This is a genomic window from uncultured Phascolarctobacterium sp. (assembly GCF_905212365.1).
Taxonomy (GTDB): Bacteria; Bacillota; Negativicutes; order Acidaminococcales; family Acidaminococcaceae; genus Phascolarctobacterium_A.
The window spans coordinates 1-21,052 of the sequence record NZ_CAJMEH010000033.1 but is presented as its reverse complement, the minus strand read 5'-3'; the positions used below and the strand labels follow the sequence as shown (position 1 = coordinate 21,052).

At 51.0% G+C, this 21,052-nt stretch carries 21 protein-coding genes and 1 pseudogene; 19 read left to right on the top strand and 3 right to left on the bottom strand.

All coding sequences use genetic code 11. The features are described 5' to 3' along the window. The 5 genes from QZ105_RS06550 to QZ105_RS06530 all read left to right on the top strand — a co-directional run. Positions 1-116, top strand: a 116-nt coding sequence (locus QZ105_RS06550) for a sodium ion-translocating decarboxylase subunit beta (RefSeq protein ID WP_293729051.1), incomplete at its 5' end; no start/stop codon positions are given. 219 nt (positions 117-335) lie between these two features. After that, the gene (locus QZ105_RS06545; RefSeq protein WP_293729050.1) at positions 336-1,721 is read left to right on the top strand and encodes a glutamate synthase-related protein; all 1,386 of its coding nucleotides are present in this window, start codon (positions 336-338) and stop codon (positions 1,719-1,721) included. A gap of 306 nt (positions 1,722-2,027) precedes the next feature. Next, the gene (locus QZ105_RS06540; RefSeq protein ID WP_293729049.1) at positions 2,028-2,483 is read left to right on the top strand and encodes a low molecular weight protein-tyrosine-phosphatase; all 456 of its coding nucleotides are present in this window, start codon (positions 2,028-2,030) and stop codon (positions 2,481-2,483) included. A gap of 38 nt (positions 2,484-2,521) precedes the next feature. After that, positions 2,522-2,692, top strand: coding sequence for a hypothetical protein (locus QZ105_RS06535; RefSeq protein ID WP_293729048.1), 171 nt, complete (start codon positions 2,522-2,524; stop codon positions 2,690-2,692). A gap of 235 nt (positions 2,693-2,927) precedes the next feature. Next, positions 2,928-4,130: a DUF1343 domain-containing protein gene (locus tag QZ105_RS06530; protein WP_293729047.1), complete on the top strand. Its 1,203-nt coding sequence runs from the start codon at positions 2,928-2,930 to the stop codon at positions 4,128-4,130. Between the two features lie 126 nt (positions 4,131-4,256). Here the strand turns inward: QZ105_RS06530 and QZ105_RS06525 are convergent, their stop codons facing one another. Genes QZ105_RS06525 through QZ105_RS06515 form a run of 3 tightly spaced genes read right to left on the bottom strand, consistent with a single transcriptional unit; the run spans position 4,257 to position 7,390 of the window. Continuing rightward, positions 4,257-5,021 (bottom strand): papain-like cysteine protease family protein, encoded by a 765-nt coding sequence (locus QZ105_RS06525; protein WP_293729046.1) that lies wholly within the window; start codon positions 5,019-5,021, stop codon positions 4,257-4,259. A 10-nt stretch (positions 5,022-5,031) separates the two neighbouring features. Continuing rightward, positions 5,032-6,552, bottom strand: a complete 1,521-nt coding sequence (locus tag QZ105_RS06520; RefSeq protein ID WP_293729045.1) for an HD domain-containing protein — start codon at positions 6,550-6,552, stop codon at positions 5,032-5,034. Between the two features lie 4 nt (positions 6,553-6,556). Further along, complete coding sequence (locus tag QZ105_RS06515) at positions 6,557-7,390, bottom strand: arylamine N-acetyltransferase (RefSeq protein ID WP_293729044.1); 834 nt, start codon at positions 7,388-7,390, stop codon at positions 6,557-6,559. Positions 7,391-7,648: 258 nt separating this feature from the next. Between QZ105_RS06515 and QZ105_RS06510 the strand changes: the two genes are divergently transcribed. The 14 genes and pseudogenes from QZ105_RS06510 to QZ105_RS06445 form a co-directional block, all read left to right on the top strand. Beyond that, positions 7,649-8,899 (top strand): SLC13 family permease, encoded by a 1,251-nt coding sequence (locus tag QZ105_RS06510; RefSeq protein WP_293729043.1) that lies wholly within the window; start codon positions 7,649-7,651, stop codon positions 8,897-8,899. Positions 8,900-9,124: 225 nt separating this feature from the next. Beyond that, on the top strand, positions 9,125-9,634 hold the full coding sequence (locus QZ105_RS06505) for a ribonuclease domain-containing protein (protein WP_293729042.1): 510 nt from the start codon (positions 9,125-9,127) through the stop codon (positions 9,632-9,634). Between the two features lie 14 nt (positions 9,635-9,648). Further along, positions 9,649-9,921 carry a barstar family protein gene (locus tag QZ105_RS06500; RefSeq protein ID WP_293729041.1) on the top strand — a complete coding sequence of 91 codons (273 nt, stop codon included), beginning with the start codon at positions 9,649-9,651 and terminating at the stop codon, positions 9,919-9,921. Positions 9,922-9,934: 13 nt separating this feature from the next. Next, positions 9,935-10,693 (top strand): ABC transporter permease, encoded by a 759-nt coding sequence (locus tag QZ105_RS06495; protein ID WP_293729040.1) that lies wholly within the window; start codon positions 9,935-9,937, stop codon positions 10,691-10,693. A gap of 13 nt (positions 10,694-10,706) precedes the next feature. Continuing rightward, on the top strand, positions 10,707-11,408 hold the full coding sequence (locus QZ105_RS06490) for an ABC transporter ATP-binding protein (RefSeq protein WP_293729039.1): 702 nt from the start codon (positions 10,707-10,709) through the stop codon (positions 11,406-11,408). Between the two features lie 39 nt (positions 11,409-11,447). Then, positions 11,448-12,413: an ABC transporter substrate-binding protein gene (locus QZ105_RS06485; RefSeq protein ID WP_293729038.1), complete on the top strand. Its 966-nt coding sequence runs from the start codon at positions 11,448-11,450 to the stop codon at positions 12,411-12,413. Positions 12,414-12,597: 184 nt separating this feature from the next. Then, a complete protein-coding gene (locus QZ105_RS06480; RefSeq protein WP_293729037.1) occupies positions 12,598-14,499 on the top strand; it encodes an ABC-F family ATP-binding cassette domain-containing protein in 1,902 nt (633 codons plus the stop codon). A gap of 47 nt (positions 14,500-14,546) precedes the next feature. Beyond that, complete coding sequence (locus QZ105_RS06475) at positions 14,547-15,911, top strand: MATE family efflux transporter (RefSeq protein ID WP_293729036.1); 1,365 nt, start codon at positions 14,547-14,549, stop codon at positions 15,909-15,911. A 196-nt stretch (positions 15,912-16,107) separates the two neighbouring features. Then, the gene (locus QZ105_RS06470; protein WP_293729035.1) at positions 16,108-16,554 is read left to right on the top strand and encodes a hypothetical protein; all 447 of its coding nucleotides are present in this window, start codon (positions 16,108-16,110) and stop codon (positions 16,552-16,554) included. Between the two features lie 3 nt (positions 16,555-16,557). Beyond that, positions 16,558-16,845: a hypothetical protein gene (locus QZ105_RS06465; RefSeq protein ID WP_293729034.1), complete on the top strand. Its 288-nt coding sequence runs from the start codon at positions 16,558-16,560 to the stop codon at positions 16,843-16,845. Between the two features lie 616 nt (positions 16,846-17,461). After that, the gene (locus tag QZ105_RS06460; protein ID WP_293729033.1) at positions 17,462-19,504 is read left to right on the top strand and encodes a TonB-dependent siderophore receptor; all 2,043 of its coding nucleotides are present in this window, start codon (positions 17,462-17,464) and stop codon (positions 19,502-19,504) included. A gap of 116 nt (positions 19,505-19,620) precedes the next feature. Next, a complete protein-coding gene (locus QZ105_RS06455; RefSeq protein WP_293729032.1) occupies positions 19,621-20,250 on the top strand; it encodes a MotA/TolQ/ExbB proton channel family protein in 630 nt (209 codons plus the stop codon). Then, the gene (locus QZ105_RS06450; protein WP_293729031.1) at positions 20,237-20,644 is read left to right on the top strand and encodes a biopolymer transporter ExbD; all 408 of its coding nucleotides are present in this window, start codon (positions 20,237-20,239) and stop codon (positions 20,642-20,644) included. The genes QZ105_RS06455 and QZ105_RS06450 overlap by 14 nt, the downstream gene beginning before the upstream one ends. Before the next feature lies 1 nt (position 20,645). Beyond that, a pseudogene (locus QZ105_RS06445) lies at positions 20,646-21,052 on the top strand (hypothetical protein); the annotation flags it as partial.

Below are 21,052 nucleotides of genomic sequence, written 5' to 3'. Positions count from 1 at the left end.
GCAATCCTGCAAACTTCCTGCTGATGCACGCTATGGGCCCGAACGTTGCAGGCGTTATCGGTACCGCAGTTGCTGCTGGTACTATGCTGGCTATGATTGGTCCTGTTGCTAAATAATTTAGTCAAATTAAGAGCTCACTTTTTAGTGGGCTCTTTTTTGTTGCCTGGAAGCTTTATCGATAGCAGGATTTTATCCTTTGCCGTAGAATAATAGTATAAGGTCTCGGAGGATAATCATTATTGATAAAAAGAAAATGATGCTCCTTAGGGTCACAAGGTTAAAATGCCGCTGGTCACGGCATTTGCAAGGCTATTTAGCAGTAAGGGAGGAAAAATATGAAAAAATTTATTTGCGGCGTATGCGGTTATGTGCATGAAGGAGAAGCTCCGCCGGAGTTCTGTCCTGTTTGCAAACAGCCGGGTTCTGTTTTTAAATTAGAAGAAACGCAGCCTGCGGTCAGTGAGCCTGTAAGGGCAACGACTGCAGCCGTTGCGAAGGATTTGGCTTACGACAGCCGCTTTACCCGTTTGGACGATAGCTGCCGCTATATGAAGGAAATTCACGAAATGGCGGTGAGCGGTAAATCCTTGGGCGGCGCTATGGGTACGAAAATGCCGATGCCAAATTGGGACGATATTTTGCTTTTAGGCGCGCAGCTTAACCCGCCGCCCTTGGATGACGATGCCGCGGTAGTGACCGCTACAGTAATTGGCAAGAATGCCAAACGGCCGATGATTCTGCAAAACCCTGTGTATATTTCGCATATGTCTTTCGGCGCCTTATCCAAGGAAACCAAAATTGCTTTGGCTAAAGGCGCAGCTATGGCAAAAACCGCTATGTGCAGCGGTGAAGGTGGTATTTTAAAGGAGGAGCAGGAGGCTGCCTATAAATATATTTTTGAGTACATTCCCAATAAATACAGCGTGACAGATGAAAATTTGCGCGCTGCCGACGCTATTGAAATTAAGATAGGGCAAGGCACAAAGCCGGGTATGGGCGGTCATTTGCCGGGAGAAAAGGTAACGGCAGAAATCGCGGCCATTCGCGGCAAAAAGCAGGGAGAGGATATTCAAAGTCCTAGCAAATTCCCGGAGCTGAACAGCAAAGAGGATTTGAAGGAAATGGTCAGCATGTTACGCCGCCGTTCCGATGGACGGCCCATTGGTATTAAGATAGCGGCCGGCCGCATTGAGCGCGATTTGGAGTTCTGCGTTTACGCCGAGCCTGATTTTATTACTATCGATGGCCGCGGCGGCGCTACCGGCTCCAGTCCGCTGCTGCTGCGCGAGGCTACTACCGTGCCTACGGTTTACGCTCTTTACCGTGCGCGTAAATATTTGGATGCAGTACGCTCGGACATTTCGCTGGTGATTACCGGCGGTTTGCGCGTATCCGCAGATTTTGCCAAGGCTTTGGCTATGGGCGCCGACGCTGTGGCTATCGCTTCTTCTGCCTTGATAGCGGCTGCCTGCCAGCAGTATCGCATTTGCGGCAGCGGCAATTGTCCAATGGGTATTGCCACTCAGGATGAGGAGCTGCGCCAGCGCTTGAAGATCGACGCTGCGGCTCAAAGAGTAGCTAATTTTTTGAATGTGTCGCTGGAAGAATTAAAAACCTTTGCCCGCATTACAGGGCATGCTTCGGTGCATGACATGGGCACTGACGACCTCGTTACCATCAACCGTGAAATTTCAGAGTTTACCAATATCAGGCATGCTTAAATAATGGCTTCTAAAAATAATGACGCTTGCGCTTCGGTGCAGGCGTCGTTTTTTACGCAATTTATTGTGTATCAATATTTACGAGAAGTGTTTGGCTTATAATTAGTATATTAGTTAGCCAGATTTGCCTATAAATATAGGCAAGTGAATGTAATAATTATTTTGTGCAACTGCATAGTGTAAATGCGGACGTGATGTGATACAATCAAAGTATCACATCACGTCTTTTATCACAATGGAATTGACAAAGATTGCGGGATTTTGGAATTATAAAATTTTGCAAGGGTTATGGAGAAGGAGCGAAAAATGCACAAAATACTTTTCATCTGCCACGGCAATATTTGCCGCTCGCCTATGGCGGAATTTTTGTTGAAGGATATAGTGCGCCGCAAGGGAGTCGCCGCTGATTTTGAAATTGCCAGCGCCGCTACCAGCCGCGAGGAGCTGGGCAACTCCGTGCATTACGGTACTAAACGCAAGCTGGCGCAGCTGGGCATCAGTGTGGCGGGCAAAACTGCGCGTCAGGTGACGGTGCGGGACTATCGCTATTACGATTTGCTGCTGGCGATGGACAGCAATAATCTGCGGAATTTGCAGCGCCTGTTGGGCAATGATGCCGAAGGAAAGATTCATTTGCTGCTGGACTATACGCCGCGGGCTGGGCAAAGCATTGCCGATCCCTGGTACACCGGCGATTTTGATATCACTTATGATGATATTATGGAAGGGCTTGAAGGCTTGCTGCAGCATTTGGGGTACTGAAACTGGGCTGAGCATAGAAAATTTTTTACAGCAGTGGTATGCTATGCTCAAAAAGCATTTTGCTGGCTCCGGGAATTGACGGCAGAAAGGGCATGACGGCTGCGTTTGACGGCTTGCCGCTGGACAGCGAGCCTGTGAATTTACACTTAACAAATGTGACCTCGTATCTTAACGGGTCTGTGTGGCTGCGTTATTCGATAAATAAATAAGCGCAAATTAAGCGATCTGCGATGCTGCGGGTCGCTTTTCTATAATTATCACCTTACAGTATTAAGTGAATGCTTAGCGATTGCAGAGCCGAAGGCGAAAGCAGAGCTTATGCCCTTGTGGTATAAAGCTTGTACAAAGCTATTTGCAAGCTGAAAGCGAAGCGAGAGCCGATGTACAACTTATACCTTTATGGTATAATATAAGTAATTGTTAATACACGAGGGGATATTGCTTATGCGTAAAATCATTTTGCTATTATGCTGCCTGCTGCTTATGTCAGGCTGCGCGGCTAAACAAGCTCCGGTGAAGCTGGGCGTGGAGCGTTTGGCGGAGCCGCAGGTACAGGAGCTGCTGGCAGGCAAGCGTTTGGGCTTATTTACGAATCAAACGGGAGTGGACAGCCAGCTGCGCTCCAGCGTGGAGCTGCTGCGGCAGCAGTACGATTTGCAGGCTGTTTTTGTGCCGGAGCACGGCTTGTACGGCGCAGTGGCGGCGGGCGAGGAATTTGCCGGACACGAGTACGACGGTATTCCCGTGTTCAGCCTTTATCAAAGCAGCCACCGTCCTACCAAGGAGATGCTGGACGCTATCGATACCATGGTGGTGGATATTCAGGACGTGGGCGTGCGTCACTACACCTACTTTTCTTCGATGGCTTATATTATGGAGGAATGCGCTAAATATCACAAGCAGGTTGTAGTACTGGACCGTCCTAATCCTTTGGGCGGCGCAGTGCAGGGGCCGGTGCTGAAAGAGAGCTTCAGCAGCTTTATTGGCTTGTACTCTATTCCGCTGCGTCACGGCTTGACCATCGGCGAATTTGCCCGTTATATCAACACGGAAGAAAAAATTAACTGCGCTTTAGAGGTGGTGCCTATGAAGCATTACCGCCGCAGTATGCTGTGGCAGGATACCAGGCTGCCATGGGTGCTGACCTCGCCCTTGATTCCTACGGCGGAGACGGCGTTTTTATACTGCGCTACCGGCGTCAGCGGCGACAGCAATCTATCCGTAGGGGTGGGCACAGCGCAGCCCTTTGCCGTTATGGGCGCGCCCTTTGCCGACGCGCAGGAGGTGAAGCGGGCGCTGGAGGCGCTGCAGCTGCCCCATGTGGCTTTTCGCGCTGCGGCCTTTACGCCGCGCTATGGCGCATATAAAGGCGAACTGGTGCAGGGCGTGGAGATTTATTTATTGGATAAGCGGCAGGTAAATCTGCCGGAGCTTGATTATTTACTCTTGACCACCTTCCGTCGCTTGTATCCCGATAAGGTACAGTTCCCGGAGCGGGGCTACGGCGCGTTGGGCTATAAGCTGGATATTGCTTTGGGCGAAAGCAGCCTGCGGGAGGGGGAGGAGGCGGAGCAGGTTTTTGCCCGCTGGCGGCAGGAATGCGCCGCTTTCAGTAAAAAAGCAGAGCCTTATTTGTTATATCATTGACGCAAAGAATGCAGGAGGAATACTGAAAAATAAAAATTGCATGAAAAACGGCATAGCAGCCAGCTATGCCGTGATGAATTTTTATTTTTATAGAGCCATTCCGCAGGGAGCGGCTCTTTTTTTGCATTATTTAGACTGAGGCGGCGTGGCCGTTACCCATTGACGCAGCTGTTCGGAGCGGTTGAAAAGATGCGCGTCGAACCACATATAGAAGAAGCGTTCTGCCGGAACGATATTATAGCCGTCCTGAAAGTGGTCGCTGGTGTCGAAAGGGTCGGCCATGAGCAGCACATCGTCGCCGGTGTGCTGCGTCCCCATGGTGTCGTAGCCGATGATGACGCGCCAGTGCCCGCCCCAGTCGATGTTTTCCACCATGATGGGCGTATTATTTTGCAGATTGCTTTTGACGAAGGTTAAAAAATCCTCGTAATTATCAGGCGTTTTATCCTTGGCGGAGGATTTGACCTGCCAGCCGATTTGCTTGAAGTAGGAAGCCATGCCCTTGGCGGTAGTGCCGCTGGTGCTGCTGGTGGACATCATTTTGCAGACCTCCATTTCGCTGTGCAGCGGTTGGCCCAGATAATATTTGACCACGGTATTGGCGGCAACGGGTCCGCAGCTGTAGGCTGTGCTTTGCTGCAGCGTGGGATAATGGGGCAGGATTAGCAGATGTTCGTTGGCCTGCAGGTTATAAATATCGGGGTGGGCGAAATAGGGAGAATCTTTGATATCGTGCTTACCTGCAAACTGGGCGGCTCCACCGGATGCGCCGGAGTCTGCGGCGTCGGCGCTGGCGATAGCGGGACTGCCGTATTGCTTGAGCAAATAATTTGTTCCGGCTAAAATGACAAAGCAGCACAAGGCTCCGATTGTTATTTTGCGTATCTCCATAATATTCTCCTCATATCGTTGCGGCGTTTTGACGCCGTTTTATATTTTTGCGGACGGCTGCCAGCAGCGCGTCGCGGTCATTGGGCAGGTTGCCGGACTGCACCCGTTCCAGTAAATAGCTGAAGGCGTTTTTCAGCTGCTCTTGCGGCAGCAGCGCCAGCAGGTCGCGGCCGCCGACGGCCAAATCGCCGGGAGCGACGGGCATGCGTGTGCGTGCCAGCTCGATAATCTGCTCGCCCAGGGCGCGGCCTTCGGCCATCAGCTGCGGGTTTTCGCGGGCGTGGGTAGCGCCCATGTCGGCTAAAAAGACTTCGGTGAGCAGCGTGTAGGCCTCCGTAAGCTGGGCGGAGCTTTTAAATGCGCCGCCGGTAGCTTCGCTGCGCACCCAGCGCAGCAGCGTTTTCTCGCCGGTCAGCAGCATGGGGGCGAAGCGCATATGCTGTGCCACCAGCCAGACTACTAAACGCACAAAGGCGGCAGGATAACGCAGCCGCGTTAAAATTTCCTGCGCCATAACTGCGCTTTGCGCCTCGTGGCCTGGGTCGCTGGGCTGGCCTTCCTTATTAGTCGTGCGTATCTGCGGCAGGCCCTTGCCTAAATCGTGCAGCAGCAGCGCCCAGCGGATAGGCAGCTGGCGCGGGCTGTTATCGATGGCTAAAAGAGTATGCTCCCAGGTATCGTATAGATGAAAGCGGGGGTTTTGGCGCAGGCCCAAAAGATGCAGGGCCTCCGGCAGTACGGGAACGTCAATGTCCGCTTTGTTTTGACGGGCGCGGCAGCTGGCGCCTAAAAGTCCCGTAGCCAGCATGAGCATCAGGCCGCGGCCTGCGTATTGGCTTAGGAGCAGCTTTTCTATTTCGCGGCGCACCCGCTCTAAGGAAAGGCCTTGGCAGCGCTCCACAGGGAAGCGGTAGCTGCGGGGCAGGTAATAGGGCGTTCCCTTCATGCCGCAGGGGCCGCAGTTGCCGCTGCTTTGCACATAGGTAAAGCCTAATTGGGCGGTGAAGCGGCAGGCCCGCAGCATACGCAGAGCGTCCTCTTGATAGCGTAGCTCCGGCTCGCCTACGGTGCGCAGCAGCCCGGCGGCCAAATCCTGCTGTCCGCCGAAGTAGTCGTACAGTGTACCACCGATGTCTAAAGCCATGGCGTTCACGGTAAAATCCCGGCGGCTCAAATCCTCCCGCAAGGTATCGCAGTACCAGGTGGCGGCGGGGCGGTGAACGTCGGCGTCGTTGTAGCGCTCGCCGCGGAAGGTAGTGACCTCCGTCGGCACGCTGTCCAGCAGAATAATAACGCAGCCGAAGTTATGGCCCAGCTTATCCACCGTGGGCCAGCCTTTTTGGCGGCAAAGCTGCAGCACCTGCTCCGGGCGGGCGCTGGTGGTAATATCAAAATCATCCGGCGTCAGTCCCAGCAGCAGGTCGCGCACGGCTCCGCCTACTAAATAGGCTTCAAAGCCCGCTGCGTTTAAGGCTGTCAGGATAGCACGCGTATATGCAGGCAAGCGCCGGGCTAAATCAGTAGCTAACATATATTTATCCTTCAAAATCGATACCGTCGTTTTTCAGGCGGTATTCCACATTGATGCCGAAGTATTCCCACAGCAGCTCCTTTAAATCGGCGCCGGTGCGGATTTTATAACGGTATTTTACGCGGCCGCCTAAATAGAATTTCAGGTAATTGCCGCGGATGGTTATATTGCAGTCCTCGCGGAAGATGGAAAGCTTTTTGCCCGTGATAAAGGGGGAATCGGGGTGCGCATCGCACCAAAAGGAGGCCATGATGAAATCCTTGTCAATTTGCGGTTCTTCGGTAAAGCCGAAAAGGCGTTTCCAGGGCTTGCCCCGTTCCTTCTGCCACAGCAGCCAGCCCCAAAATTCGTCGCGTGTAAATTTATACTGGCTGACGCCGTCGCTTTGAATAAGGCCTTCGGTAAGCTCCAGCGGCACACGGGGGCTTTCGCTGTTCACGCCTACGTCGGTCAGGTAGCGCTTGCCGTCAAGGCTGACGCACATAACGCGGTGTCGGCGTATTTGGTATACCTCCAGCTTATCGATATAGCGGGCGGCGAAGCTTACCGGCTGAAAGCCCAGCGATTCCAGCAGCCAGTTATACAGGCCGTTGAGCTCGAAGCAAATGCCGCCGCGGTTGTGCAGCACCAGCTTTTCAAAAAGGTCGCGGCGCTTGAGGGAGGTAATCCTGCCGTTCAGACAGTCGAAATTTTCGTAGGGAATAAATTTCAAATGGGCGTCCTGCAGCTGGCGCAGGGTATTTAGGTCAGCGGTGGGGGTGAGGCCGCCCAGCTGTAATTTGCGCAGATATTGCTTTATTTGCTGTTCGTTCATGGTTTTGCCGTTCAGTGGCTTCAACTTGCTTTCATCTCCATTCTCTATGAATATATATTTTATCATGAGCGGCATAATAAATAAACAGCTGCGGCGGAAATATCTGGGGCGCGGGTTGGCGGCTGTAAAATAAATTTATAGAGGCATTGCCATAAATAATTTGAAAAAAATCTGCAATAGGTGTATATTTATCGTAGATATAAAAGTCGTAGAATTTTGTTAATAAGATGCTTCTGCCAACCACACCAGCAGCTTACTAGCAATTTTGAGTGGAGGTGTATTATGGCTTTAGTATCTTTAATTTTATTATTGGTGGCGATTTTCTTAGGCTTCTTCCGCAAGATGAATACGGGCCTGTTGTGCATCGCCTTTGCTTTGGTGCTGGGGCGCTTGGCCGGAGTGTCCGACGCGGAAATTATCCGCGGCTTTAATTCTTCGCTCTTTATTATGCTGCTGGGCGTTACTTATTTGTTCAGTCTGGCGCAGATTAACGGCTGTCTTGATTTGCTGGCTAAAAAAGTAGTGGCTCTGGCCGGGCAGCGTACCTATTTAGTTCCGATTCTGATTTATGTTTTTTCCACCGTGCTGTCCGCACTGGGGCCTGGCACAGTGCCTACCATGGCTATCATGATGGTTTTTTCCATGGCTTTGGCGGCGGAGATGGGCATTCATCCCGCCATGCTGTCGGCTCTGACGGTGCTGGGAGCCAGTGGAGGCGGCGTATCGCCCTTGGCGGCTACGGGCATTATCGGTATCAATCTGTGCGCCGAATTTGGCCTGACCGGCATTGAAGAAAAATTTTTAATGAATGGCGTGCTGTCGTCCACGGTGTACGCTGTGGTGGTGTATTTCCTGCTGGGTGGCTATAAGCTGCATCTGGACGAAACGGTGGTGCCGGAAAAAACGCCGCCCTTTAACCGTAAGCAGGAAATTACGCTGCTGGGCATCGTCGTTATGGTCTTTTTGGTTATGATTCTGCATATTAACGTGGGCCTCGTGGGCTTTGGCGTAGCGGCGGTGCTGTCCTTCCTCAAGGTGTCGGACGAGGCCGAAGCGCTGAAGCGTATTCCCTGGGGTACGCTGCTGCTGATTACCGGCGTGGGTGTGCTGATGCACCTGATTATCGACCAGGGCGGCATTAAAATGCTGAGCGCAGCGCTGGTATCGGTAATGAACGAAAGGACTGCCGCTTCCATCATGGGCATTTGCTCCGGTATTATGAGCTGGTTCAGTTCTACCTCCGGCGTGGTTATGCCTACGCTGATTCCCACGATTCCGCATATTGTGGCGCAGCTGGGCGGCGGCGTGGACCCGCTGGAGCTGGCAACGGCGATTACCATGATCAGCAATACGGCGGGCATCAGCCCTCTGTCCACCGGCGGGGCGCTGGCCCTGGCGGCCTATTCCTCCGCGGCGGGGGCATCCTACGAGGAGCAGCATCATTTGTTTGTGAAAATGTTTATGATATCGGCTCTGGGCGTTACGGTGCTGAGCATCTGCGCTTATTTCGGCTTGTATCATTGGCTGTTGTAATTGCAAAGCAATCTGGGTATGAGTATGAAAAAGAGCACGCCGTCTGACGTGCTCTTGCAGTTTAAGGTGCGTGGGCGTAAGCCTGCGCTTTTTTACTGCCAGATTCCTGTTATAATGCTTGTACACAGCGATTTGCAAGCAAAAGGTGAAGCGAGAGCTGATGTACAACATGTCTCCTTGTGGTATAATAAAGATAATTGTAGTATATTTAAGGAGGCTAATATTATGAAGCAGCTTTTAGCGTTCTGCCTGTCGCTGCTGCTGACGGTCAGCGTTATTGCGGGCTGCGGCAGTACTCCCAAGTCCGACGCCGCCCCCGCCGTTAAGATAAGCGCGGAAGCGGCGCAGTCCGAACAAACGGCGGCCAACAGCAAGGCCAACGTCAAGAAAATAAAGATCAGCGAGGATGGTGCTTATACAGACAAGGAGCATGTAGCGGCCTATATCAACGAATTTGCCAAGCTGCCCCATAATTATATTACGAAAAACGAGGCGAAAAAGCTGGGCTGGCAGACTAAGGGAACGCTGGATAAGGTTGCTCCAGGAAAGTCCATCGGCGGCGACCGCTTCGGCAATTACGAGGGCAAGCTGCCTGCTAAAAACGGGCGCAGATGGAAGGAATGCGACATCGATTATGTGAAGGGCGGCCGCAACGGTAAGCGCCTGGTTTTTTCCAGTGACGGTCTGATTTATTACACCGGCGACCATTATAAAAGCTTTACGCGCTTGTATTGAGGGAGGTTGGCGCTATGCGGAAAATAATTTTGGATACGGAACAAATGCGCAGCCAATCTCAGCTGCATCAATATTTGAGGGAGGCTTTGCAGCTGCCTGCATATTACGGCGCTAATCTGGACGCCTTGTACGATTGCCTGACGGAGCTGAGCGAGCCGACGGAGCTGACCATACAGGGCAAGGTGGCGGAGGAGGCTTATTTGGGCCGGTATGGCGCAATGCTGCTGCGTGTTTTGCAGGACGCGGCGGCGGCTAACCGCAATTTGCAGATAACAGTGCAGCCGTAAGGAGGACGAAAAAGTGCCAAAGAAAATTTTGCGTGGGCTGCTGCTGCCCTGCATGCTTTTGGCTGCCTGGCAGCTGGCGGTGATGCAGCAGGTGTTCAGCCCTTATTTACTGCCTGCGCCGTCCATTGTGTGGCAGTCCTTAGGCGAGCTGTGCGCCAGCGGCGTGCTGCTGAAGCATTTGACGGTCAGCCTGCGGCGGGTAGCCTTGGGCTTTACCGTTAGCTGCTGTTTGGCGGTGCCCTTGGGAATTTTGTGCGGCCAGAGCAAGCGCTTTGAAGGCTACTGCTGGCTGCTGCTGGAATTTCTGCGCCATGTGCCGCCCTTAGCCGCCGTGCCGCTGATTATTTTGTGGGCTGGCATCGGCGAAGCCTCCAAGCTGACGATTATCGTGCTGGCGTCGTTCTTTCCGCTGTTCTTGAATACCTACAGCGGCATTCATGGCTGCGACAAACGCTTGCTGGAGGTGGGGCAAAGCCTGGGGTTTACCGCTAAGGAGCAGATTTTGCGTATTCGCATTCCTGCGGCGCTGGAATCCATTGTGGTAGGCATGCAGCTGGCTTTGGGATACAGCTGGCGCGCTTTAATCGGCGCGGAGCTGATCGCCGCTACTGCGGGCATTGGTTATCTGATTCTGGATGCGGAGGAAATGTCGCGTCCTGACGTGGTGATTGTGGGTATGCTGGCCATTGGGCTGGTAGGCACGCTGATAGATTATTTGTTTTTGCTGGCGATTCAGCGGCTGTTTCCCTGGCACGACGGTTTGCAGAAGTGACGGAGGTGTACCGATGAACGGTTGGAAATTAAAGGTGCAGGGCATCTGCAAAAGCTACAGCTCCAAGCAGGCTCTTGCGCCGACGACGGAAAGCTTTGCCGAGCACAGCTTTACCTGTATCGTCGGGCGCAGCGGCTGCGGCAAAACTACGCTGCTGCGTTTGCTGTGCGGCTTGGAAAAAAGCGACGCCGGGACGATTTGGCTGCCGGAGGGCAAGCGCATTGCGCCGGTTTTTCAGGAGCCGCGGCTGATGCCCTGGCTGAATGTGGCCGATAATATTACCCTGGCGGCGCGGCACGACCCGTCATTAGATACTGGACGTTTGCCGGAGTTGCTGCGGCTTTTGGAGCTGACGGGAGCGGAACGGCTGTACTCTAATCAGCTTTCCGGCGGCATGGCTCAGCGGGTATCTTTAGGACGCACGCTGTTTTACGACCCGGATATTATTTTGATGGACGAGCCCTTCAGCGCTCTCGATTATTTTACACGGCAGGGTTTGCAGCAAACGCTGCTGCGTTTGTATGCGGAAGCGCGCAAAACGATTATTTTTGTGACCCATGATGTGGAGGAGGCCTTGCTTTTAGGCGGACGTATCCTTATAATGAATAGTGGCAGGGTGCAGAAGTCCCTGTCCGTACAGCTGCCCCGGCCGCGTCAGGCAGCTGCTGCGGATTTTCAAGGACTGCGGCAGGAGATATTGCAAGCGCTGTCATAAAACGGCTGCGGCTGCAGGTTAAGAAAGGAGTTCATGTTTATGAACAAAAAACTTATCGCCTTAGGCTTAAGTGTGTTAACGGCTTTCACGCTGCTTACGGGCTGCGGAAGCGAAAAAAAGGAGGCGGCAGAGCCGCCGCTGAAGGAATTGAAGGTGACCTATGTTAAGTCGCCGCTGAACATTCCCAGCATTGTGGACAAAAACAATCAGACCCTGGTTAAAGAGTTTGGCAAGGACAAGATTACCGTGACTTTCCCAGAAATCAATTCCGGAGCCAAGCAGACGGAAGCGCTGGCCAGCGGCAGCCTGGACGTGTGCAGCGCCTTGGGCGGCACCAGCGCTATTCTGGCAGCATCGAACGGAGCTGACGTTAAAGTAGTGGGCATTTACAGCCGCGCTCCTAGGGCCTTCAATATTATGGTAACTGACCCGGCTATTAAGACTGCCGCCGATTTGGCGGGCAAAAAGGTTGCAGGCCCTAAGGGAACCATTCTGCACCAGATTTTAGTAGCGGCGCTGGATAAAGCGCAGCTGAAACCGGACGCCGTGGATTTTGTTTCGCTGGGCATTCCGGCCAGCGTGAACGCGCTGATGAGCGGCGAGGTGGACGCAGCGCTGGTAGCGGGTTCTGACGTGCTGCGGGCGCAGAAGGCAGGCGCGCGCGTGCTGGCGAGCGGCGAGGGTCTGGTGGACGCTACCATCGTTATCGGCGTCAGCGGCAAGCTGCTCAAGGAGCATCCTGAGGTCGTTAAAAAATATTTGGCTGTACACCAGCAGAATATCGACTTTATGAACAAGGAACAGGATAAAGCCTTTGAATTTACGGCTAAGGAAACAGGCTTGAGCATGGACGAGGTTAAGGCTATGGCTCCCTGGTACGATTTTTCCACGAAGCTGACCGAGGCCGACCTTAAGGATTTGGAAGCGACCCAGGACTTCCTGCTCAAGATGGGGATGCAGAAGAATAAAATTGAAATTAAAAGCTTATTGGCGGAGGTCAAATAAGCTGGCAGCGATAAGCCCGCGCTTTTTGCGGGCTTATTTTTTTAGCATGAATATTAACCATACAAATTCAAAGGCGTTGCTTTTAGCCCTTTCGTAAAAAGGCGCGATAGTGTATAATAGCCTGAGTACCCTTTAATTTGTATATTTAATTAGCGCACTGTTAGCGGCGGCAAGGAGCAACGAGATGATTTTAAGCGCGGAAAATTTGTCCCACAGCTATGGCGACAGAGTTTTGTTTGAAAATATAAGCTTCAATATAGAAGAAGGCGATAAATACGGCGTTATCGGCGTTAACGGCACAGGCAAAAGCACGCTGCTGCGCATGATTGCCAACAGGGAGCAGGGCAGCGGCAGGCTTACTATTCCCGGCGGCGTCGTTATGGAATATCTGCCCCAGGACCCGCCCTTTGAGCCGGAGGCGACAGTGTTGGAACAGATTTTTAAGGGCGATTCGCCGCTGATGGTTCTGCTGCGGGATTACGAAACGGCGGTGGAGGCGGCGGCCGGTAAGCCGGAGGATGGCGTACTGCAAAGACAGCTTTTGGATTTGCAGCAGCAAATGGACGCGCAGTACGCTTGGCAGCTGGAAAGCGAGGCTAAGGCGGCGCTGACCCAGCTGGGGATTACTCGTTTGCAGCAGAAGATGGGCGAGCTCAGCGGCGGGCAGCGCAAACGTGTGGCCTTGGCAGGCGTTTTGGTGCGGCCCTCCGATTTACTGATTTTGGACGAACCTACCAACCACATGGATAATGCGACGGTGGGCTGGCTGGAGCAGCAGCTTTTGAAGCGCAAGGGCGCGCTGCTGATGGTGACCCACGACCGCTATTTCTTCGACCGGGTGGTGAACCGCACTCTGGAAATCGACGGCGGCAAGGGCTATGTTTATGTGGGCAATTACAGCCTTTTTTTGCAGAAGCGCGAGGAACGGCGCATTGCCGAGGCCAGCGCTGCGCAGAAGCTGCGCAATATTTACCGCCGCGAACTGGCGTGGATCAGCCGCGGGGCGGAGGCGCGCCGCACTAAGAAGAAGGACAGGGTGGAGCGCTTTGCCCAAATCGAAGCCGAGGTTAAGAACGTGCGCACGGAAGCGGCGCTGGAGATGTCGTCGGTCGGCAGCCGCCTGGGTAAAACAATTATCGAGCTGGACAATATTTCCATGAAGTACGACGGCGTGGATTATATCAAAAATTTCAGCTACATTCTGCTGCGCCAGGATAGAGTGGGCATTGTGGGCCCCAACGGCGCGGGCAAATCTACGCTGATGGACATTATCGCCGGACGCTGCGCGCCTACGGGCGGCACGTTGACGGTGGGACAGACTGTTAAGATTGCTTACTTTGCCCAGCACAGCGAATTTCCCGACAGCAGTATGCGGGTGCTGGAATATATCAAGGAAGCGAATAATTATATCGAAACGGCGGACGGTCAGCGCATCAGCGCGGCGCAGATGCTGGAACGTTTTTTGTTCCCGCCGGAGCTGCAGTGGGTGCCGGTCAATAAATTAAGCGGCGGCGAGCAGCGCCGTTTGTATTTGTTGCGGGTGCTGATGACTGCGCCTAACGTGTTGCTTTTGGACGAGCCGACCAACGATTTGGATATTCCGACGCTGTCGGTGCTGGAGGATTATGTGGACAGCTTTGCCGGAGCCGTTGTCGCCGTATCGCACGACAGATATTTCTTAGACCGCTTTGCACAGAAAATTTTCGCGTTGGAGCCGGGCGGAAATGTGCAGCCCTACACCGGCAATTACAGCGATTATCTGGAAGCTGTGCAGGCTAAGGAAGCGGCGAACGGTAAGAATAAAAAGGAAACGGCGCGGGGCGCGGAGACGCCGGCGAAAGCGGAGGAGCCCAAGCCGCAGGAAAAGAAAAAGCTGACCTACGGCGAGCGGCTGGAGCTGCAGAAGCTGGAGCAGGAAATGGCGCGTAGCGAGGCGGAGCTGAAAATGCTGGCGGTGGAAATGAGCCGTTGCGGCAGTAATTACGGCCAGCTGGCGGAGCTGACGCGGCAGCAGGAGCAGGCGCAGCAAAAACTAGTGGAGATGGAAGAGCGCTGGCTGTATCTTTCGGAGCTGGCAGAAGGCTGACGCTGGCTGGAAATATATTGGGATAGTATTTAGTCTGGAGAAGAAAAATGATTAAGGTGTTTGACGCGGCGTATCGCGATAAACTGCGGCGGCTGCTGAGCGTAATGCTGCCAATTATCGGTACGCAGATCGCTATTATGGGCATGAACTTTTTCGACGCCAGTATGTCGGGTCAGGCCAGCGACGCCGACCTGGCAGGAGCGGCCATCGGCGGCAATATCTGGATGCCGGTGCAGACGGGCATCAGCGGCGTGTTGATGGCCGCAATGCCCTTGGTGGCAAATTTTTTAGGCGCGCAGGAAACGCAAAAGATAACTGTGGTGGTGCGCCACGGTTTGTGTTTGGCCGTGGGTTTTGCTTTGCTGGTGCTGGCAGGCGGCGCGGCTTTCCTGCCGCACTTTTTGCAGAACATGGGACTGGCGCCGGAGGTGTACCATGTGGCCCTGTGGTATTTGGCCGGACTGGGGCTGGGGACGATTCCCTCCTTTATGATTACGCCTTTGCGCAGTTTGGTGGACACCTTGGGCTACACTAAGCTGACGATGAAGATTTATTTATTGGCGCTTCCCATTAACGCCTGTCTGAATTATGTGCTGATTTTCGGCAAGTTGGGCCTGCCTCGATTGGGCGGCATCGGCGCGGGCGTGGCCTCCGGCCTGACCTATTGGCTGCTGCTGGGAATCTTCGCTTTCATCGTATTGCGGCTGGAGCCCTTCCACAGCTATCGGGTGCTGGGTTTCGTCAGCCCTTGCTGGACGTGGCTCAAGGAATATTTGCGGCTGGGCGTTCCCATGGGCGTATCCATTTTTATGGAAACGAGTATTTTCGGCGTGGTGGCGCTGTTTATTGCTAAGTTCGGCACGGAGGTTATTGCGGCCCATCAGGCGGCGCTGAATTTTTCCTCGCTGATTTACATGCTGCCGTTAAGCTTTTCGCTGGCGCTGACCATTGTGGTGGGCGTGGAATACGGCGCGAAAAATTATCAGGGAGCGCGGGATTACGTGCATATCGGCCTGCAGGCCAGTTTCGGTATCGCCGGCTTTTATATGCTGGCGGAATATTTTTTGCGCGAACAGATTGCGCTGATTTATACCAATAATCCGGAGGTAGTGCTTCTGGTGAAAACCTTTCTGCTTTACGCCATCGGCTGGCAGGCGGGCGACGCCGTGGCAGCGCCCATTCAGGGCATTCTGCGCGGCTATAAGGATGTGAACGCTACCTTTTGGGCCGGCATGCTGGCGTACTGGGGCATTTGTCTGCCCTTGGGCTTGTTTTTGGATTATAAAATGCAGCACGGGGCCTTTGCTTATTGGCAGAGCTTGGATTTTGGCGTATTCAGCAGCGCTATTTTGCTGAGCATGCGGCTTATCTGGCTGCAAAGAAAAATTAAGCAAAGAGAAATTGCGGCATAAAGAAGGCAGGGACGTTTTACAGCGGCCCCGCCTCATTTTTTTCTTCACGTTGAATATTTCGGGCACAAATGCCCAAAATGTTCAAAGCTATGTTGACAGAGGAAGCAAGAAAAATCCCCGTTACGGCAGCGGCTCTTATTGAAATAATCAGCAAACTAGAGTACAATATGATTATAAATCATGAGGAGGTATCATCATGTCTGAAATTTTAGCGGAAGCAACCTTCCCCAGCGTAATTCACAATAATGAAGTGTGCGAGGAAATCGTAAAATGGGGCAACAAGAACGGCTTTCCTCTGCAGAAGGCTAAATTATATAACAAAATGGACGGTTATGTAGGCTTTTCTCCCGACAGCTATTTTATTAAAGCAACCCGTCTGCCGCCAGTTCCCGGCGGGTGGAAAGTAGTAGTAGAACGCTACGAAGCGGAAACGCGCATCATTCCGCTGAACGTTGACCCCGCTACCAGTGAAGTAAACCGTTTCATTTTAAAAATGATGGACGAATATGTTAAAGAAGGTTTGAAGATGGAGCTGGCCGATAAAGCTTACGAATCCTACGGTACTTTCCTGCGCGATTTGACTGTAGTCGGGCATCCCGTGCTCATCAATACCTTTGAAGATTTTATCGAAAATATGCGTTAAGCCATGGCCGGCGTATTGGAAAAGCAGCTGGCGAAGGCTATCGACAAGCGTTGGGCTGTTTTTGCGGCTAAGGCGGCGGACGGCAGCCTGTTGACGGACGAAATGTCCTTGCGGGCGGCGGCTTATATGGCCAGCGAGCTTATTTTGCCCTGCTGCTGTATGCTGTGCAGCAAGGCTAAGCTGAACGCGTTGCTGGCGCAGACCGGCTTGTGCCAAGACAGGCCGGAGCTGACGGCTAAGCTGGCCGCGCTGGTGTACGACGATTTAGCGCGCTGCAACGGCTTAGGCTGAATTTTAAAAATTCAATAATAATAAAGGCAGGCTTCCGAGAGCGGAGGCCTGCCTTTACTTTTACTGCCGTTTCACCTCGCAGGTGATAGGCGCAGAGTGCGTCTGTTGAGATGCAAAGAAGAGGCATTCTTTATACAACTTTTTACAACTTCTATTTTCTTATACAATCTTTTACAACTTTTGCACTTGCTCAACTATTTTTTTAATTCTGTGATTTTTAGGTTTTCCTTCGCGTAGACTTGATGATATCATTAACGTCGTTTTCAGAATATCCGACGGAAGCAGCCCGTTTTTTTGCTTCACTTAGCGTTGAGGTAAAAACTTATACTGATTTCCCCACTTCCCATCTTTATCGCTCGTGTGAAAAAAATGTTGACAAAACAATATTAGTGTAGGATAATTACCCTATAAAGTTAGCTGGGTCTAACAAAAATACAAGGGTAGCAAAGGGATTACGGAAAAACGGGCGTGATTCCGCTAGACGTGCTAGGCGCTTTGTGGAGGAGCGGCTGCAAATGCCAAATTGATATTTCGTACTGTGGCAGGGTTAGTTAAAACTAACTTTGCGGCGGTTCTTAATATACCAAAAAATATACGACTTAAAGGAGATGTTTTTGTGAAAAGATTGAGCAAGAAAAGATTAGCCTTGCTGACGCTGTGCATATGCAGCGCTATTGCCAACAGCGGCTTTGCTGCTGAAACAGGAGACTTAGATGTTTACGGGGGGGACGAGTTCGTCGTAACGGCTACTAGAACGAAGTTGGAAGCTAAGGAAGTTCCCGTAGCTGCCGAAGTTATTACGGAGCAAAAGATTAAAGATTTGGGTGCTTATAATGTACGTGATGCTTTGCGTATTGCTGCTAACATCGATGTTCAGGAAGCTGGTATGACTGGTAACCAAGTAATGGTACGTGGTATGGAATCAAAACATACTTTGGTTTTAATTGATGGCCGACGTATGGCAGGTGAAAATACTGGAAGTACTATGAATGTATATGAGTTAAATCGTATTAATTTGGCTGACATTGAGCGTATAGAAGTCATTCGTGGCAATGGTAGCGCTTTGTATGGTTCCGATGCTATGGGTGGTGTTATTAATATTATTACAAAAAAAGCTACTAAACCAAGAGCATCTATTGAAACTCATGCTGGTAGCAAGGATAATGGCGTTAATTTTTCTTATGCGTCTGGACGAGAAGGTAACTTGAGTTTTAAAGCTAGTGGTGGCTTAGAAAAAGTTCGAAAGATTAATGACAGTTATTTTAGTAAAAAATATAAAGGTGATGTTACTGGTACCAATATGAATGGTATCAGAAGGTTTCTAAATTTAGGCTTTGATTATTCATTAGGACAAGATAAAGGATTGGCGTTAGATATGAATTTTATGAAAGAACAATTTGTATCTGATGGTTATACTCCTACTATTGGTAGCAGTTATCATAATTATAAGAATAATCGTTCTGACTATGCTTTAACTTATTATGGTAAAGATGCAAAAAATGATTATAATGTACGTGCTTACTATAATACCTTGAAAAAAATTGGTGATAGCTTCACAAATGGTACGGTAGTAGACTTTGACTTGAATAATTATGATACATTTGTTATTGAAACTAAAAATTCATACAAAGCAGATGAACATAATACCTTTACTTATGGCGTAGAATATAATGATATGACCATGAATGGTACTTTATTGGGCGGTGCTGGTGATTCTAAATCTACTGCTACATATTTGGGTATCAACAAGGATAGATCAGAAAAAGATTCACAAACTTATGCCGCTTATTTGCAAGATGAATGGAAAGTAAATGATAAGTTGTTAATTATTCCCGCTGTACGTGTGGATCACCATGATAGCTTTGGCACACATGCTTCTCCTAAAATTGGTGCTACATATGATATGAGTAATAATTCGAGAGTAAAAGTTAATTATGGTAAAGGTTATCGTGCACCGACTTTGTTTGAATTGTATTCAGAAATGAAAAAAACAGGTATGGCACCAGGAATGACCGTTCAAGTATTGGGTAATAGCGACTTGGATCCAGAAGAAAGCACTAACTTCGATATTTCTTTAGAAGGGGAACAAGGAAAAGTTACTGGTAAAGTTACATATTTCCATAATGATATCAAGAATTTGATTGATAGTGGAGCATATACCTATAAATATGATCCTCTGATTGGAATGATAATTGAATCTCAATATGAAAATATTGAAGAAGCTCAAATTAAAGGTGTAGAAGCTGAGGCTGGTTATCATTTTGACGATAAGTGGGGTGTGAAAGTAACATATAATTATCTTGATGCACAAAATAAAACTACTAATATGCGATTGAACAATCGGGCTAGACAAAGTGGTACTGTACAATTAACATATACAGACGGAAAAGAACTTCCGCTTACTGCAACCTTGTGGTCTCAATGGTATATAGATTATTTGTACAGGACTTCTGAAACTGTTGGTAGAGACACTGTATATCACAATAATAATTATACTTTTAATACTGTAAATTTTGTGGTAAATAAGCAATTTACGAAGAATTTGCGTGCGTATGCTGGTATTGACAATATCTTTGATAAAAAGTTATTGGTAGATGATATTCATAGTTATTCTATCGACGGTCGCATGTGGCGTGTGGGCGCAGAAATGACCTTCTAATTTCACAATTGCGTCTTCAAAACGCACAAGCAATTTAATTTTTCTAAAAGCGCCGCAGCCGGTGAGCTGCCAGCTGCGGCGTTTTCTTCAAATTGGCGGGAGAAAGGTAACAAATTATGGAAGCAATTCAAGCAACAATCATGTATTTTCATAAGGGCGGGCTGGTCATGTGGCCGTTATTGGCCTGCTCCATAGCTGTAATCAGCATTGCGGTCGAGCGGTTTTTGTTCTATAAGGCCAGCGACAGCGGCAGCGCTTTTGCCCGTTCCTATTGCAGCACGGTATTGACCAAGGGCGTACACGAGGCTACTGCCTTTGCCAACAATGCCGACGGCGAGTGCGCCAGAATTTTGTGTGCCGCAGCGCAGATGGAAGGCGGCCGGGCCGTCAAGAGCGCTTACCTGGAAGGTCAGGCGGGCATTTTACTGGCGCAGCTGCGCAATAAGCTGGACTATTTGAGTATTATCGTTACCATGTCGCCGCTGCTGGGCCTTTTGGGCACCATCGTGGGCATGATAGGCGCTTTCAGTATTTTTAATCTGGAAGCAGGCGCGCCGCTGGCGATTACCGGCGGTATCGGCGAAGCGCTGATCGCTACGGCGACGGGCTTGTGCGTGGCGATTTTGTCGCTGTGCGCCCATTCCTATTTCAATCACCGGCTGGACAATATGATTACAGATATGGAGCAGTGCTTCAGTGCATTGCTGGAGGCGGAAGCAAGGAGCGAGCAGCATGAAGTTGCGTGATGTGCGGTCGCACAAGGTTCCAGAATTAAATATCATTCCCATGATCGACATTATGTTCTTCCTGCTGGTTTTCTTTATGCTCAGCACTATGTACATGGTGGATTTGAAAACCATTCCGGTTAAGCTGCCGCAGGCGCAGAATGCGTCGACCGATACGTCGACCACCTTTGCCGTGACCATGAAGGCCGACGGCAGCGTTTATTTGGGCGACGCGCAGACGGATATCAATTCGCTGGTGATGCAGGCGCGTATGGAGCAGAAAAACAATCCGTCCTTTGCTGTGGTTATCCGGGCGGAAAAGGAGCTGGAATACGGCAGGGTGATCGAATTGGTAGATAAGCTGAAAGGCGCGGGCGTAAGCCGTTTTGGCTTAGCCACGGACGGCGGTAAATAAGATGAAAAAGGCAAATATTTTGCAAGCCAAGGCCAGGGAGCGTTTTGGCTTTTTCAGCTCGCTAGTCATTCATTTTATATTGTTTATTGTGCTGAGCCTGTCGGGTGTGTTTATGCAGCAGCATAATACCAGCGACTTTACCGAGGTTATGTTCTTCTCCGGCGGCGGAGGAGGCGGCGGCGGTGGCGGCCAGGAAACTGACGTCGAGGTTGAAGAGGCTGCGGCGGAGGAGGAAGCTGCATTCCCCACCGGCGACGAGATAAGCTACGCGGAAAGCCAGCGGGAGCTTGCTGCTGAAAAGCCTAAGAAAGTAACGCCTAAGCCAGCGGCCAAGCCTAAAGAGGGCGCGGCTAAGGTTAAGGGCGGCACTGGTACGGGCACCGGCGGCGGTCATGGCAGCGGGCACGG